At 50.3% G+C, this 13,829-nt stretch carries 16 protein-coding genes; 13 read left to right on the top strand and 3 right to left on the bottom strand.

Annotated features, from left to right (window positions below; translation table 11 throughout):
- Positions 1–73: 73 nt before the first annotated feature.
- From OCU43_RS13715 to OCU43_RS13670, 10 genes are all read left to right on the top strand, one after another.
- Entirely contained in the window at positions 74–2,254 is a 2,181-nt protein-coding gene (locus OCU43_RS13715; RefSeq protein WP_091356215.1) for a type I secretion system permease/ATPase, read from the top strand.
- Positions 2,254–3,735, top strand: coding sequence for an HlyD family type I secretion periplasmic adaptor subunit (locus tag OCU43_RS13710; protein WP_091356212.1), 1,482 nt, complete (start codon positions 2,254–2,256; stop codon positions 3,733–3,735). The genes OCU43_RS13715 and OCU43_RS13710 overlap by 1 nt, the downstream gene beginning before the upstream one ends.
- Positions 3,736–3,770: 35 nt before the next feature.
- A complete protein-coding gene (locus tag OCU43_RS13705) occupies positions 3,771–5,123 on the top strand; it encodes a TolC family outer membrane protein (RefSeq protein WP_091356209.1) in 1,353 nt (450 codons plus the stop codon).
- A gap of 118 nt (positions 5,124–5,241) precedes the next feature.
- Positions 5,242–6,126: a tRNA 2-thiocytidine(32) synthetase TtcA gene (gene ttcA / locus OCU43_RS13700; RefSeq protein ID WP_091356206.1), complete on the top strand. Its 885-nt coding sequence runs from the start codon at positions 5,242–5,244 to the stop codon at positions 6,124–6,126.
- An 18-nt stretch (positions 6,127–6,144) separates the two neighbouring features.
- Positions 6,145–6,597, top strand: a complete 453-nt coding sequence (locus OCU43_RS13695; RefSeq protein WP_091356203.1) for a YaiI/YqxD family protein — start codon at positions 6,145–6,147, stop codon at positions 6,595–6,597.
- 112 nt (positions 6,598–6,709) lie between these two features.
- Complete coding sequence (locus OCU43_RS13690; RefSeq protein WP_091356201.1) at positions 6,710–7,489, top strand: enoyl-CoA hydratase; 780 nt, start codon at positions 6,710–6,712, stop codon at positions 7,487–7,489.
- 170 nt (positions 7,490–7,659) lie between these two features.
- Complete coding sequence (soxY, locus tag OCU43_RS13685) at positions 7,660–8,115, top strand: thiosulfate oxidation carrier protein SoxY (RefSeq protein ID WP_091356198.1); 456 nt, start codon at positions 7,660–7,662, stop codon at positions 8,113–8,115.
- Entirely contained in the window at positions 8,108–8,422 is a 315-nt protein-coding gene (soxZ, locus tag OCU43_RS13680) for a thiosulfate oxidation carrier complex protein SoxZ (RefSeq protein ID WP_091356195.1), read from the top strand. Before soxY ends, soxZ begins: the two co-directional genes overlap by 8 nt.
- Positions 8,423–8,622: 200 nt before the next feature.
- On the top strand, positions 8,623–9,297 hold the full coding sequence (locus OCU43_RS13675; protein WP_091356193.1) for a hypothetical protein: 675 nt from the start codon (positions 8,623–8,625) through the stop codon (positions 9,295–9,297).
- Between the two features lie 13 nt (positions 9,298–9,310).
- On the top strand, positions 9,311–9,847 hold the full coding sequence (locus OCU43_RS13670; RefSeq protein WP_091356190.1) for an elongation factor P hydroxylase: 537 nt from the start codon (positions 9,311–9,313) through the stop codon (positions 9,845–9,847).
- A 39-nt stretch (positions 9,848–9,886) separates the two neighbouring features.
- Here OCU43_RS13670 and OCU43_RS13665 read toward each other — a convergent pair whose 3' ends face one another.
- The 3 genes from OCU43_RS13665 to OCU43_RS13655 all read right to left on the bottom strand — a co-directional run bounded on the left by OCU43_RS13665 (position 9,887) and on the right by OCU43_RS13655 (position 11,510).
- Complete coding sequence (locus tag OCU43_RS13665; RefSeq protein ID WP_091356272.1) at positions 9,887–10,357, bottom strand: copper chaperone PCu(A)C; 471 nt, start codon at positions 10,355–10,357, stop codon at positions 9,887–9,889.
- 74 nt (positions 10,358–10,431) lie between these two features.
- Positions 10,432–11,034: an SCO family protein gene (locus OCU43_RS13660; RefSeq protein ID WP_091356187.1), complete on the bottom strand. Its 603-nt coding sequence runs from the start codon at positions 11,032–11,034 to the stop codon at positions 10,432–10,434.
- Positions 11,034–11,510 (bottom strand): hypothetical protein, encoded by a 477-nt coding sequence (locus OCU43_RS13655; RefSeq protein WP_091356185.1) that lies wholly within the window; start codon positions 11,508–11,510, stop codon positions 11,034–11,036. The genes OCU43_RS13660 and OCU43_RS13655 overlap by 1 nt, the downstream gene beginning before the upstream one ends.
- A gap of 303 nt (positions 11,511–11,813) precedes the next feature.
- Between OCU43_RS13655 and OCU43_RS13650 the strand changes: the two genes are divergently transcribed.
- The 3 genes from OCU43_RS13650 to OCU43_RS13640 all read left to right on the top strand — a co-directional run bounded on the left by OCU43_RS13650 (position 11,814) and on the right by OCU43_RS13640 (position 13,822).
- Positions 11,814–12,014 (top strand): hypothetical protein, encoded by a 201-nt coding sequence (locus tag OCU43_RS13650; protein WP_091356183.1) that lies wholly within the window; start codon positions 11,814–11,816, stop codon positions 12,012–12,014.
- An 86-nt stretch (positions 12,015–12,100) separates the two neighbouring features.
- Positions 12,101–13,420 (top strand): deoxyguanosinetriphosphate triphosphohydrolase, encoded by a 1,320-nt coding sequence (locus OCU43_RS13645; RefSeq protein WP_091356181.1) that lies wholly within the window; start codon positions 12,101–12,103, stop codon positions 13,418–13,420.
- Between the two features lie 36 nt (positions 13,421–13,456).
- On the top strand, positions 13,457–13,822 hold the full coding sequence (locus OCU43_RS13640) for a translation initiation factor Sui1 (RefSeq protein WP_091356179.1): 366 nt from the start codon (positions 13,457–13,459) through the stop codon (positions 13,820–13,822).
- Positions 13,823–13,829: the final 7 nt, after the last annotated feature.

Genomic DNA, 13,829 nt, shown 5'->3' with positions numbered 1-13,829 from the left:
ACAGCTGTTTGATGTCAGGGTTTGAAACAGATAGCTACGGCTAAATATTTGTTTATTGAGGCAAAAAATAACAGTGACACAACCACAATCAGACTGGATTTTTGGCAGCAGTCGGGAACAATTTGTTGACCCTTTGCTGGATGCCCTGGTGCTTTTGAGTAAGTACTATGGCACACCTGCGTCTGAAGACTCTCTCAGTAGCGGGTTGCCTCTGGTCAATAACCGTTTAACGGTGGAATTGTTTCCCCGTGCAGCTGAGCGTGCGGGTTTATCTGCGCGGCTGGCTGACCAGCGGTTGCTGAAGATACATGAGTTGCTACTGCCCTGTGTACTACTGTTAAAGAATCATAGCTGTTGTATTCTGATGTCTATTGATCATCAGGCGGGTAGTGCCCGGATATTGCAGCCGGAGAGCGGTGATGGTGAGGTTGAAATTGGCATAGAATCGTTGGAGGAGATCTATTCAGGCCACCTGTTCTATATTCGCAAGAAGTACCAGTTTGATCAGCGTAGTCCTGATGTTCTGAACACCCGGGAGGGGCATTGGTTCTGGAGTACGTTCCGCAGCGCTTTGCCGATTTACCGTGATGTGCTGCTCGCCTCTTTGCTGATCAACCTGTTTGCTGTGGCATCACCGCTGTTTGTGATGAATGTGTATGATCGTATCGTACCCAATCTGGCATTCGATTCTCTCTGGGTATTGGCGATCGGTGTTGGATTGGTGTTCGTCTTTGACCTGATTCTTAAACACCTACGGTCATATTTTATTGATGTTGCGGGGAAAAAACTTGATCTGCAACTATCAGCAAAAATATTTGCCAAAGTGATGGGAATCCGTCTGGAAGCCCGGCCTCTGTCTGTGGGGGCTTTCGCTAATAATCTGCAATCGTTCGAAACGATTCGTGAATTTATTACCTCTGCAACACTGGGAGCACTGATAGATCTGCCTTTTGCGCTGCTGTTTCTGTTGGTGATATGGATAGTGGGTGGCCCACTGGCCCTGGTGCCACTGTTTGTTATGGTGGTTCTGGTAGGCTATAGCCTCTATATTCAGAAACCACTGGCAAAACAGATTGAACTGACCTCTAAGATTGCTTCGCAAAAACAGGCCACTCTGGTTGAAGGTCTGACGGGGATTGAGGCGGTTAAAATTAATGGTGCTCAGAGCCAGTATCAGGTGATCTGGGAGCAGGCTGTCAGCAAGATGGGGCAGCATGATATCCAAACCCGTAAGCTGGCCAATGGTGCTTCAACACTTTCCGGCTTTATGCAACAGATGATGACTGTTGGTATCGTTGTGCTGGGTGTCTATCTGGTCGCTGCAGGTGAGCTGAGTATGGGGGGAATTATTGCATCGGTGATGCTGAGTGGACGCGCAGTTCAGCCTCTGGCCCAGCTCTCTCTACTGGCAACCCGGTATAATCAGGCTAAGGCATCAATGAGCCTGATTAATAATGTAATGGATATGCCTGTTGAAGAAGAAGAGGGTAAAAGTTATGTCAGTCGGCCTAAGCTGAAAGGGCAGATCGAGTTTGATAAAGTCAGCTTTGCCTATCCGGGACAGCAAAGTTACGCCCTGCATGAGGTAAGCTTTGTCATCCGTCCTGGGGAACGGGTTGCCCTGATTGGCGGAATTGGTGCGGGTAAAAGCTCGCTGGAAAAACTGATACTGGGGCTGTACCAGCCAACGTCAGGTGATGTTCGGATCGATGGTGTTAATATCGCACAACTTCACCCGGCAGATCTGCGTCGCAATATCGGTAGTATTACTCAGGAAAGCCACCTTTTCTTTGGCAGTATCCGTGACAATATTATTATGGGGGCACCCTTTACCAGCGACGAAAATCTGCTGCGTGCTGCCGAGTGGGGAGGGGTAACCGAATTTACCAATCATGATCCTGACGGGCTGGAGCGACAGGTTGGCGAGGGAGGCAGACAGTTATCCGGAGGGCAGCGTCAGTCTGTTGCTGCAGCCCGGGCGATTGTGATGGATCCGCCCATACTGCTGCTGGACGAACCTACCAGTCAGTTGGATAGAAAGTCGGAAGTGAGGCTGATGAATCAGCTTAAATTACTTGATCAGAGTAAAACCGTTATTCTGAGTACCCATAAATCAGGTCTGCTTGATGTGGTTGACCGGATCATTGTTTTGGAGAATGGGCGTCTTGTTGCAGATGGTCCTAAGGCTGAAGTCGTTAACTGGTTACGCGAAGGCGTCAATCAACAGAAAGCCAAAAGGGAGGCTCAGGCCTGATGGGTGATATGCACACAGATCGGGTGCCGGTTTCTGCTGAAGACAACTCTTCGAAAGAAAACACTGCACTGAGCGCAGTGACTGAAGCCCGGCGCGACAAAACCGTGGTTGCAGATGAACTACATGATTTTATTGATAATGCGGCTGCCAGTGTATTGCTGGATACGCCGAGAAGTTCACGCGTGCTCCTCTGGGGGGTTGTGTGTTTTGTGGTTGTCGCCATCGTCTGGGCCTATTTTGCTGAGCTGGATGAGATCACCCGGGGACAGGGGAGTGTGATCCCTTCACAACAGATTCAGGTTGTGCAGTATCTCGAAGGTGGGATTCTTAAAGAGCTGTATGTCAAAGAGGGGGATAAGGTCGAAGCGGGCCAGCCTCTGTTGCGTGTGGATGAAACGCGGTTTTTATCGGACTTCAGGGGGCAGGCTCAGGAGCAGGCCTATCTGGAAATATCGATAGCCCGTCACCGGGCAGAACTGGCTAGTATTCAGATCAGCGATGAGGCCGTCAACAGTGACTGGCAGGGGCAGGTTAAGATTGTGCCTAAGCCTATCTCAATGGATGAAGACTGGCAGAAACGCCATCCCGATCTGTTAGAGCGGGAGCAGTCTCAACTGGAGGAATATCTGCGCAATCTGACTAACCAGTTGGAGATTATTGGCCGACAGATTCAGCAGGGTGATCAGGAAGCGAAGGAGCTGGAGTCTAAAATCAGTCACCTTGACCGCTCCTACCGGCTGAGTCTGCGTGAACTGAAAATGACGCGACCGCTGGCGGAACAGGGAGTTGTTCCTGAGATTGAGCTGATCAAGCTTGAAAGGGACCTGAATAGCTACAAACAGGAACTTGAAGGAGCAAAACTGTTATTGCCTAAAGTGCGGCTAAGTATTCAGGAATCGGTTGCGAAACGTCGCGAAATCGCGTTAAATGCACGCAGTGAAAGCCAACAGAAACTGAATGAAAACCTGGCTCAGCTGAATCAGAAAACTGAGGCTCAGGTGAGTTTACGTGACCGGGTAGACAGGACAACAGTCGTGTCACCAGTGCACGGCACAATTAAAACCATTTCGGTAAATACCATCGGTGGTGTTATTCAACCGGGTATGGATCTGGTTGAGATCGTACCGACAGAAGATCATCTGCTGATTGAAGCAAAGATCTCTCCCAAGGATATCGCATTTCTGCGACCTGGGCTGAGTGCTGTGGTGCGGCTGACTGCGTATGATTTTTCAATCTATGGCGGTTTAAAAGGTACACTGGAGCATATCAGTGCAGATACCATTGAAGATGAGAAGGGTAACCTTTATTACCTCATCAGGGTGCGCACTGAAAATACAGATCTTGGGCGAGGAGGCAACTCCCTGCCAATTATTCCTGGCATGATGGCGACTGTTGACATTATGACGGGTAAGAAGAGTGTACTTGATTATTTGCTGAAGCCTATTTTCAAGGCGCAGCAACAAGCTTTACGAGAACGATAACGTTAAGATGGACTTTATCCGGGGGGAACGGTTCTATGGGTAAGATAAACAGGGTTGGCGTGTGCGCGCTGACGTTACTCGCATGGTCAGGCACAGTCTCATCGCAGACTCTGGTGGAAGCAACATCATTTGCGATTGGTAATTCACCTGAAGTCGCAATTGTAAAAAGTCAGTATCTGAGTCGTATCGAGCAGATCGGTGTGTCCAGAGCGGGCTACAAACCGAAAGTCGATGCCGCGCTGGGCTGGGGCGGTGAGTGGACCAATAGTCCATCTACCCGTGCGGCAACCGGCAGCTCCGACTATGTTGATCTGGAGCGTGGCGAAGCGTCACTGACCATGAGTCAGTTATTGTACGATGGTCTGCGGACTAAAAATGACAATGACCGGACCACCGCAGAAGCGGAAGCTCAGCGCTATCAGCTCTGGAGTGTCGCAGAAAACACCACACTGGAAGTTGCTGACGCTTACATGACCGTGATTAATGCTCAGGAAGCGTCTGTTCTGGCGGCAGCTAACCTGGAATCCCATATAGAGATTCTGGATGGTATTCGTAAGCGTTCAGAGCATGGGCTTGGATCTGCTTCCGATCTGTCACAGGTTAAGGGGCGGTTGAGTCGGGCGCATTCCAACTACCTGGCGACCGATAATAATGTTCTTGATGCTAAAGCCCGCTACTACAAGGTTGTCGGACAGGAAGCGATCGGGCTGGTAAAACCCGCAGCGGTGGATCAGTATATGCCGGTCTCCTATGAGCAGGCACTTGAAAGAGCGGGTAAGGTGCATCCGACACTGTTGTCTGCACAGTTTGATGTTGATGCCGCTGTTGCTCAGCTGAAGACCCGGGACTCAGATTTTCATCCAGATGTTCGTCTGGAACTGGGAGGCACCTGGAATAATAATCTTGATGGAGCCGCTGGATATAACAATGATCTGACAGCGATGATCCGGATGCGTTATAACCTGTTTAACGGTAATGCAGACAGCTATCGTCAGAAAGAAGCGTACTACCAGTTGATGGAGGCCAGTGCGATTCGCGACCGGGCACAGCGGGAAGTGGCTGAAGGTATGAGCCTGTCCTGGAACGCCTACCAGCTGCTGGAACGTCAGATGGAGTTTCTGGAAGCGCATGTGATTGAAGCTGAGAAAACGCTGGATGCATACAAGCAGCAGTTTAAGCTGGGGCGCCGTACTCTGGTTGACCTGCTGGATGCAGAGAATGAACTGTTTGAAGCGCGTAAAGAGCTTCTTAAAGCCGATAAAGATCGTATCATGACACAGTTCAGGGTTCTGAATGCAATGGGTGAGTTGTTGACCGTTCTGAATCTTGATCGTGAGTCAATCCTGACCAGCGAAGACCAGGCAGAGATCTCCGCTCTGCGTGACTAAGCTAAAGCGTCTGTTTGTTCGCTGTGATCAGTTTTGATCGCAGCGGATTTGCAGGCTGATTATTTTGTTGTTATCCGCTATAATCGCCGCCTTTTTAAACTGCTTCCAGAAAGTGTATATGAGCGAAGAACTGGCAAAACAACAGAAAACCCGGCTAAACAAACTGCAAAAACGCCTGCGTCGGGAAACTGGTCGCGCAATCGAAGATTTTAATATGATCGAAGATGGCGATAAGGTGATGGTGTGTCTGTCCGGTGGTAAAGACTCTTTTGCCATGCTGGATATTCTGATGAACCTTCAGAAGAGTGCCCCGATCAGTTTTGACCTTGTTGCCGTTAACCTGGATCAGAAGCAGCCAGGCTTTCCCGAACATGTGCTGCCTGAGTATCTGACTCAGGTAGGTGTGCCGTTTCATATTGTCGAAAGAGATACCTATTCGGTTGTTAAAGAACTGGTGCCGGAGGGTAAAACTACCTGTGCATTATGTTCCCGTCTGCGTCGCGGCACGCTGTATGGCTTTGCCGAGCAGATCGGGGCCAATAAGATCGCCCTGGGACATCACCGTGATGATATTCTGGAAACCTTCTTCCTCAACATGTTTTATGGGGGCAAGCTGAAATCGATGCCGCCGAAGCTGGTGAGCGATGATGGCAAGAATATGGTGATCCGTCCGCTGGCCTATGCCCGCGAGAAAGATATCGCGGCCTATGCTGAGATGCGCGGATTCCCCATTATCCCCTGTAATCTGTGCGGGTCGCAGGATGGCCTGCAGCGTCAGGTAGTTAAAGAGATGTTACAGGACTGGGATAAACATCATCCGGGACGTATTGAAACCATGTTCCGCTCATTGAGACATGTGGTTCCCTCCCACCTTGTCGATACTGAGCTGTTTGATTTTAAGGGGCTGCAACGCGGCTTTGCCCATGGTATCAGTGATCCTGACAATAGCTTTAGTGCTCCGGCGAAAGAGATGCCGGAGATGATCGACATTCTCTCACTCTGATCACAACCGGACCCGTCTATGAATATCTGGGTTGATGCGGATGCCTGTCCTAATGTGGTGAAGGAGATTCTGTTTCGCGCGGCACAACGTTTGGGTATTAAAACGGTTCTGGTTGCTAATCAGTTTTTATCAACGCCGCCGTCTGCTTTTATCAGTGCGGTGCAGGTGCCTGCCGGGTTTGATGTTGCTGATAACTATATCGTGCAGAAGTGCAATGCAGGAGATCTGGTGATTACGGCCGATATCCCGCTGGCTTCCGAGGTGCTGGAAAAGGGGGCACATGCACTGAACCCCCGGGGGGAGTTCTATACCCCTGAAAATATTCGCCAGAGACTGAATATGCGTGACTTTATGGATCAGCTTCGCAGTTCTGGCATTGACACCGGAGGCCCTGCCAAACTAAACCAGCAGGATCGTCAGCTGTTTGCCAATCAGCTGGACCGGTTTCTGGCTAAACAGTTGCGTCAATAACCCATGCAAGCCTGCCTACTTCGCTTTTAGTCTAAAAATAGGGGATATCCTTTATTTTTTGCCGGTTTTGCTTTAGCGTTTGCTCTAACATAAAACAATAACTGAGGCCGCTATGAGTGACACCCTATTGATCCGTGAGGATGCTGATGGTATCTGCACACTGACACTAAACCGCCCTGATGCATATAACTCTCTCTCTATGGAGCTGATGCAAGCGCTCATCGCCGCATTTGACGCGATTGCTGAAGATATCGCTGTCCGTGTTGTTATTTTGCGGGGTAATGGCCGTGGATTCTGCTCCGGTCATGATCTGAAGCAGATGTTGGGAGAGGGAGAGGAAAGCTATTATCAGTGCACCTTTGAAACCTGCTCAACGCTGATGCAGCGAATCGTAAATCTTCCGGTTCCGGTGATTGCACAGGTTCACGGTGTCGCGACGGCGGCGGGTTGTCAACTGGTCGCCAGTTGTGACCTGGCGGTGGCCAGTGAAACCGCACGTTTTGCGACGCCCGGGGTTAATATCGGTCTGTTTTGTTCGACGCCGATGGTAGCTCTGAGTCGTGCCGTGAGTAAGAAACATGCGATGGAGATGTTGCTGCTTGGTGATATGATCAGTGCTGAAAAGGCGGCTGAAATAGGCCTGCTGAACTGGGTCGTTCCTGAATCATCTGTGGGACAAAAAGCCGGGGAGGTGGCTACTAAAATTGCCGCCAGCTCACGTAAGGCGATCTCTATCGGTAAGCTGGCCTATGCCCGTCAGATAGATAAGCCTCTGGAGCAGGCTTACATCGAATGCAGTCGGGTGATGACGGAAAATATGCTTACTCACGATGCTGGTGAGGGGATTGATGCCTTCATTCATAAGCGAAAACCAGAGTGGCAACATCGCTGAGCAGGGGGCGCCTGTTATTGCTTCCTGTTGAGGTTGTCAGAAGAGGAAGGGCGCCTGAGTTCAATAGATTTATATTGTCTCAAATTAGTGAGAAACCCGTGGGGATGCGTTATCTTGCCCGGGGTGAGGGCAGGATAGGCAAGAGTAGCGAAGCATAGAGGGCTGAAACAATGTTGAATCGGCGTGCCATTGTAAAGGCGATCATCAATGGTGGGGCTTTGGTGGGTGTTGGGGCACTGATGCCGAGCCTGGCAATGGCGTGGAATAAAAGCGCTTTTGCTGCACAAAGCCAGGGGTTTGCCGTGAAACTGTTGCTGGGTGGCGTGCCTGTTGCCAGTGATCAGGTTAGTGTTAAAGCGCCCCGCATCGCTGCTGATGGGGCTATGGTGCCGGTTACAGTAAAGACCTCACTGGCCAATGTTGAGTCCATCAGTCTGTTTGTGGAAGCCAATCTTCACCCTCTGGTGGCTCAGTTTATTATCCCGCCAGACACTGAGCCGTCGGTGTCTACCCGGATCCGGATGCGTGAGTCATCCAGTATTACAGCGGTAGTCAAAGCGGATGGTCAACTGTTGAGCGCCTCGCAGGAAACGAAAGTGACCAACGGAGGGTGCAAAGATGGCTGATATGATAAATGTTAGCGCCCACATGCAGAACGGTATAACTCAGGTCAAGCTCAAGGTTCGCCATAGTATGGAGGATGGACAGCGCACCGATAAAAAGACCGGCCAGATAATATCGGCTAAGTTTTTGCGCGAGATTAAAGTGATGCATGAAGGGAAGCCTGTTTTTGCTGCAAATCTCAGTACCGCCATCGCTGAAAATCCTTTTCTGGCCTTTAGCTTTTCCGGTGGGGCTACGGGAGAAACGTTGACGATTAGCTGGGTTGAGAATACCGGGAAGTCCGGTAGTCAGACGGCTAAAATCGAATAGCTTAGTAACCTTTTGTTGATTGCAGTCACCTTGCTGAGCTTCGTATTGTCCTGGATTATGCGGCCTGAATAGCCTCTTCTATGCAGTTCGTCCGATCTGTATTAACCCAGGTCAGCGAATCTCTTCATGTCAGGGGAAAAGCGGTTCTACTCAGCCTGTGCATCCGTTAGAATGGGCGCACAAATGAGAAGGAGAAGTTTGTGAACCGAGTCGCTTTATTATCCCTTCTGAGCATATTCACACTGGCTGGCTGTAATGCCGCCAATGTCCAGCCGGAAGCCAGTTCACCCGCTGGGCCATCTTCGGCTGCGCAGCAGGCGGGCTCACCACCGGATACCCTGGATCAGTCTGCACAGTTCGATCAGTTGAATGGACGTATCACGCTGTTACAGGAGCAGTTTCTCGAACTCAAAGTACAGAACAGCTCTGTTGCTGAGCGTGTGCAGTTGTTACTGACCCAGTTTCAGGTGCTGGCGCAGGAGGTTAAACGTTCGGCTGTTGAAAAACCTCAGGCTGCAGAGCCAGATCCCGGCTTGTCGGACATGATGCAACGGCTGGATCAGCAGTTAACTGAGTTACAGCAGATTGCGCCGGAGCTGGGCGGTGGTGATCCATTTAAACTGGCCAGTTGCTATACCGCGAAAGGGCAGTGGGTAATGATTCGTTACAATCGTTTTTCCGGCGAGAGCTGGATCTCTGCCGCTAACAGCTGGCAGCCACTTGAAGAGGAACAGACACCATCAATCTCCTCCTACGATATACAGTTGTTGCCTGCTAACAGTGATGTCAAAGGGTATGTTGCCGCCCGTATCGACCATAACAGTGGTGATAGTTGGTGGCTGAATCAGCAAACCTGGGTTAAATATCAGCAGTAAGAATATCGACAAAATGACACAACCGACCCCTGAAAGCCTGATCGGTCTTTTTAACGGACTTTTCAGCGAAACACTGAATACTGAGCTGGTCAGAGGAGACGATGAACCGATCTATCTGCCAGCCGATGCCAGCCATCCCAAACACCGGGTTATCTTTGCCCACGGTTTCTTTGCCAGTGCGCTGCATGAGATCAGCCATTGGTGTGTTGCCGGCGAGCAGCGTCGTCAACTGGTCGATTTTGGTTACTGGTATAAGCCTGATGGCCGAACAGCTGAAGAGCAGGCCGAATTTGAGAAGGTTGAGGTTAAACCGCAGGCGCTGGAGTGGCTGCTGTCGGAGGCTGCAGGCCATAAATTTCATTTCAGTGCTGATAATCTTGGCAGCGATATCGGTGCCAGTAAGGAGTTTAAGTCGGCTGTACTGTCGCAGGTTAAGCGTTATCTTGTCGATGGTTTGCCCGAACGTCCAGCAGCCCTGATTAAAGCGTTGCAACACTATTATGCTACAGCGCCACTCAGCGCCGATCAGTTTTCACTGGATGGAAAATAAAAAAACCGGCAGAAGATGCCGGTTTTTTTGTTTCAGATATCAGGGCGTTTGTTTTTTCATCCCATTATGCATCTGCATATTACCCATGCCAGACATGACATCCATCACTTTGATATCCAGCTTCTCTGAGCTGCCATCGCTGAAATTCAGTGTCAGATCAATGGTCTGATCTTTAGCCAGGTTCTGCTTCAGGCCTATCAACATAACATGAAGGCCACCGGGTTTCAGTTCTACCTGCTCATTGGCTTGCAGGGTTATCTCCGGAATCCTGCGCATTTTCATCACCCCGTTTTCCTGAGTGTGAGTATGCAGCTCGGCAACCTTGGCAACTGAGGAGGACGCTGAAACCAGAGATACTTCTGTATCGCTGTTGTTCGTCAGCGTCATAAAAGCAGCACTGTTAGGTTGTCCCGGTGGCACAGCGCGGGCATAGGGGTGGTCGACCCGGACCTCGGCAAAAGCGGAAGCTGAAAGTGTCAGTGCGGCAACCAGCGTAATAAGCTTTTTCATAACGTTTTTATCCATAGTGATAGTGGAATTGTTGATAACATCCTGTGTCGAAGACCAGAGTGCCTTGTCGGTTATTAAAGCAGTGCTTTTATCTCAGTCTCCAGTTTTTCAGGTGGTGTGCCGTGGGCCACAGTGCTGCTCAGTTCACCCTGTTTATTGATCAGGTAGATACGGGAGGAGTGATCAACGGCATATCCCATCGCTGAATCCTTCATATCGACAATGCGGTAAAATGCACCGTACTGTGAGACCGTCTGGTCAATTTTTTCCCGACTGCCGGTGACACCAATAATAGACGGGTAGAAGAACGCGCTGTACTCAGCCAGCTTTTCCGGGGTGTCACGGTCAGGGTCCACGCTGATAAAGATGGGTTGAACCTGCTCCCGCTGATCGGGATCGAGGTTTTTCATCGCCTGAGATATCACCGCCAGAGAGGTTGGGCAAACATCCGGACAGTGGGTATAGCCAAAATAGATCAGGACCACTTTGCCTTTAAAATCGTGCAGGGAAACATCGCCATCGACCCCCTGCAGGGTGAAATCCCCCCCCAGGGTTTTCAGCATTGGCTGCCCCGGTGAACCACTTTGCGGGGACAGTATATAAGCGGTGACGATGCCTGCGAGCAGGGCCAGCGTCAGGAGTAACAGGTTGCGTAGTGTCGTCAGGTTGCTTGCCATTATTTTGCTCTGAATTCAAACCATGTGTTGATTGGTCCGGCAGCGGTTTCTGCCGAGACGGTCAGTCGCCATAACATCTCACCGGTGGTGCAGATGGCTAACTCACCCTGTCCACTAAAAGCTCCGGGGCTGCTTTCGTCAGCGGTTAGTTCAGTCTGATTGATGCCCATATACATTTCACTGCCCTGCAGATCGATGATTACTTTGCTGGCGCTGGTCCCATTAATGCTGACCCGGTAGTTCAGCGGTGTCAGTGAGCGAACGGGCCTGGGTTGAATATCCACAGACAGACTTACTTCCCCCATATCGACCGTGCAACTCTGCTGGTTAAGATCGCAATTGCTGGCCATCCCAGGCGATTGCACAGAGGGTAAAGCAAACATTTTTGAACCCAGCCATATTGCCAGAATGAATCCCCCCAACAAGACCAGGTACAGGTATTGCGGTTTACTATTTTTGGCTACAGTCTGGCCCATCAGTGGATCTTTCCTCTGCAATGAATTGTCCCCGATCCAGGTGCGGATCTGAATGTGGCAAATTGTCGCATTATCAATGGATTAGTGAAACGTTTCCTGGTTGAGACATGTGGAACAGAATAAGATGTTATAACTATATTTGTTTAAAATCTAAACGATATATAAGTGTTATAGCGTTGATATTAAAGAGCAATACTGGATTATTGGTACGGGGTTTGTCTGGTTTTGGTATGAATTATTAATGTTATAACCGGTAATAGATCTATACTGAGAGTTGTCTGCTGTAGCTCTGGGGGGGGATATATGCAACCACACTGTCGGGATTGCCAGTTTCTGATCGAATCGAAGTTTGACACTGAGCCACATCCGGGTCTGAAGTCTCTGTTAAAAAAACCGGTAGCTGAGATCTACCAGTGCCGTCACTGTGAAAGCTGTTTCATCTTCACCATGCATGATATTTCTCTGGTTGTGCCTGATGAACCGGAAAGTAATAACCACCGCTGATTCTCACTCTGCCGTTATCAGTAGCGATTGATTTGCCTGGTCTGATACCGCACACTGGAGCAAACAGAACCTGATGGATTGTAATAATGGAGTGGGACAAACTTCTGACAACGAAACGGTATGGTCATGAGAACCTGACACCTGAAGAGGTTGGACGAAGTCATTTTCATAAAGACCATGACCGGATAATTTTCTCCAGTGCCTTTCGGCGACTGGGCCGCAAAACTCAGGTACACCCGCTATCTCTGAATGATCATATCCATACCCGCCTGACCCACAGTATTGAAGTGGGGAGTCTGGGGCGCAGTCTGGGGATCCGGGTGGGGGAGCTGTTGCAGGATCAGTTACCCGCATGGATCAGCCCGCACGATCTTGGCACGATCGTACAATCGGCCTGTCTGGCCCATGATATTGGTAACCCCCCCTTTGGTCACGCCGGGGAGTTTGCTATCCGGGACTGGTTTAAACACAAAGCCCCCAAACACTATCTTGAAGAACTATCTGCGGCGGAGCTACTGGATCTGCAAACCTTTGAGGGTAATGCTCAGGGTTTCCGGGTGGTTACCCGGATCGAGAATAATCTGTTCGATGGAGGACTGAGGCTCACCTATCCGACGCTGGGGACTCTGCTGAAATATCCCTGGACGGTGGAACGCGCAGGAAAAAAAGGCAAATTCAGCAGTTTTGGCACCGAGCGGGAGATTCTCAATGCGCTGGGCCGTGAGCTGGGGCTGGTTAAGCTGGGGGAGGACTACTGGTGCCGCCACCCGCTGGCTTACCTCGTCGAGGCCGCCGATGATATCTGTTATGCGATTCTGGATCTGGAGGATGCGATAGAGCTGAACATTCTGGGTTTTGATGATATCAAACCGATCATGCTGCAGATTTGTGGTGATCTGAACTATGAAGACGAGATCTTTTTCACCCAGGCGTCAGCACGACGGAAAATATCCGCTCTGCGCGGTATGGCAATGGAGAACATGGTTGAATCGACCGTCGCGGCATTTATGGCGAATCTGCCGCTGATTATGACGGGTGAATACCGCGGAGAACTGCTCGCCGATGGCGATGCCGGTGTGCGGGAAGGGTTGGAAAAAGCTAAAAAGCTGGCCCGTGAACGGGTATTTCCGGACAACCGTAAAGCAGAGCTGGAGGTGGGGGCGTACAGCACTTTGGGGAGTCTGCTGGATTCATTTTGTGCCGCAGCCTATGAACAGCATACACAGAGCAGTGACCAGCTGAGTTATCGTAGCCAGAAAATCATTAGCCTGATGGGGATACATAGCCCCGATCCGCAATGGCCGCTGTATCAATCCTATATGCGGGTACTCGATTTTATCGGAGGAATGACCGACAATTACGCCGCTTATCTGTCCCGTCAGATAGGTGGTATGTCAGTCAATTAACTGCAAACTGTAACCATAGGGTGTTTCGTTGTGTCGATGCGTGATCAGCTAAGTAATCTGGTATTTTCTACTGAAAAAGGGGCGCTGTGCCCAGCGTGTAAAGAGTCTGTCGATCACTGTGTGTGTGATCAGTTGGGAGACCAGGAACGACTTTCCAGTCTGGATGGCGTTGTCCGGATCCGTCGCGAAACTGCAGGCAGAAAAGGCAAGGGAGTCACCACCATCAGCGGCGTACCTCTGGCGGACAAAGCGTTGAAAGATCTGGCTAAAAAGCTCAAACAGCAGTGTGGCACCGGAGGCTCACTGAAAGATGGAATCATCGAGATACAGGGCGATCATCGGGAAAAACTCAAACAGCTGCTGGAGCAACAGGGCTTTACCGTAAAGCTGGCGGGAGGCTGATATGGCG

This window comes from Amphritea atlantica, from assembly GCF_024347255.1.
GTDB classification, from domain to species: domain Bacteria; phylum Pseudomonadota; class Gammaproteobacteria; order Pseudomonadales; family Balneatricaceae; genus Amphritea; species Amphritea atlantica.
This window is presented reverse-complemented; position numbering and strand designations above follow the sequence as displayed.

What these genes read in the sequence shown, in the direction of transcription:
- OCU43_RS13710 (WP_091356212.1), top strand. Translation starts at nt 2,254, where the DNA reads ATGGGTGATATGCACACAGATCGGGTGCCGGTTTCTGCTGAAGACAAC.
- OCU43_RS13705 (WP_091356209.1), top strand. Translation starts at nt 3,771, where the DNA reads ATGGGTAAGATAAACAGGGTTGGCGTGTGCGCGCTGACGTTACTCGCA.
- ttcA (WP_091356206.1), top strand. Translation starts at nt 5,242, where the DNA reads ATGAGCGAAGAACTGGCAAAACAACAGAAAACCCGGCTAAACAAACTG.
- OCU43_RS13695 (WP_091356203.1), top strand. Translation starts at nt 6,145, where the DNA reads ATGAATATCTGGGTTGATGCGGATGCCTGTCCTAATGTGGTGAAGGAG.
- OCU43_RS13690 (WP_091356201.1), top strand. Translation starts at nt 6,710, where the DNA reads ATGAGTGACACCCTATTGATCCGTGAGGATGCTGATGGTATCTGCACA.
- soxY (WP_091356198.1), top strand. Translation starts at nt 7,660, where the DNA reads ATGTTGAATCGGCGTGCCATTGTAAAGGCGATCATCAATGGTGGGGCT.
- soxZ (WP_091356195.1), top strand. Translation starts at nt 8,108, where the DNA reads ATGGCTGATATGATAAATGTTAGCGCCCACATGCAGAACGGTATAACT.
- OCU43_RS13670 (WP_091356190.1), top strand. Translation starts at nt 9,311, where the DNA reads ATGACACAACCGACCCCTGAAAGCCTGATCGGTCTTTTTAACGGACTT.
- OCU43_RS13665 (WP_091356272.1), bottom strand. Translation starts at nt 10,357, where the DNA reads ATGAAAAAGCTTATTACGCTGGTTGCCGCACTGACACTTTCAGCTTCC.
- OCU43_RS13660 (WP_091356187.1), bottom strand. Translation starts at nt 11,034, where the DNA reads ATGGCAAGCAACCTGACGACACTACGCAACCTGTTACTCCTGACGCTG.
- OCU43_RS13655 (WP_091356185.1), bottom strand. Translation starts at nt 11,510, where the DNA reads ATGGGCCAGACTGTAGCCAAAAATAGTAAACCGCAATACCTGTACCTG.
- OCU43_RS13650 (WP_091356183.1), top strand. Translation starts at nt 11,814, where the DNA reads ATGCAACCACACTGTCGGGATTGCCAGTTTCTGATCGAATCGAAGTTT.
- OCU43_RS13645 (WP_091356181.1), top strand. Translation starts at nt 12,101, where the DNA reads ATGGAGTGGGACAAACTTCTGACAACGAAACGGTATGGTCATGAGAAC.
- OCU43_RS13640 (WP_091356179.1), top strand. Translation starts at nt 13,457, where the DNA reads ATGCGTGATCAGCTAAGTAATCTGGTATTTTCTACTGAAAAAGGGGCG.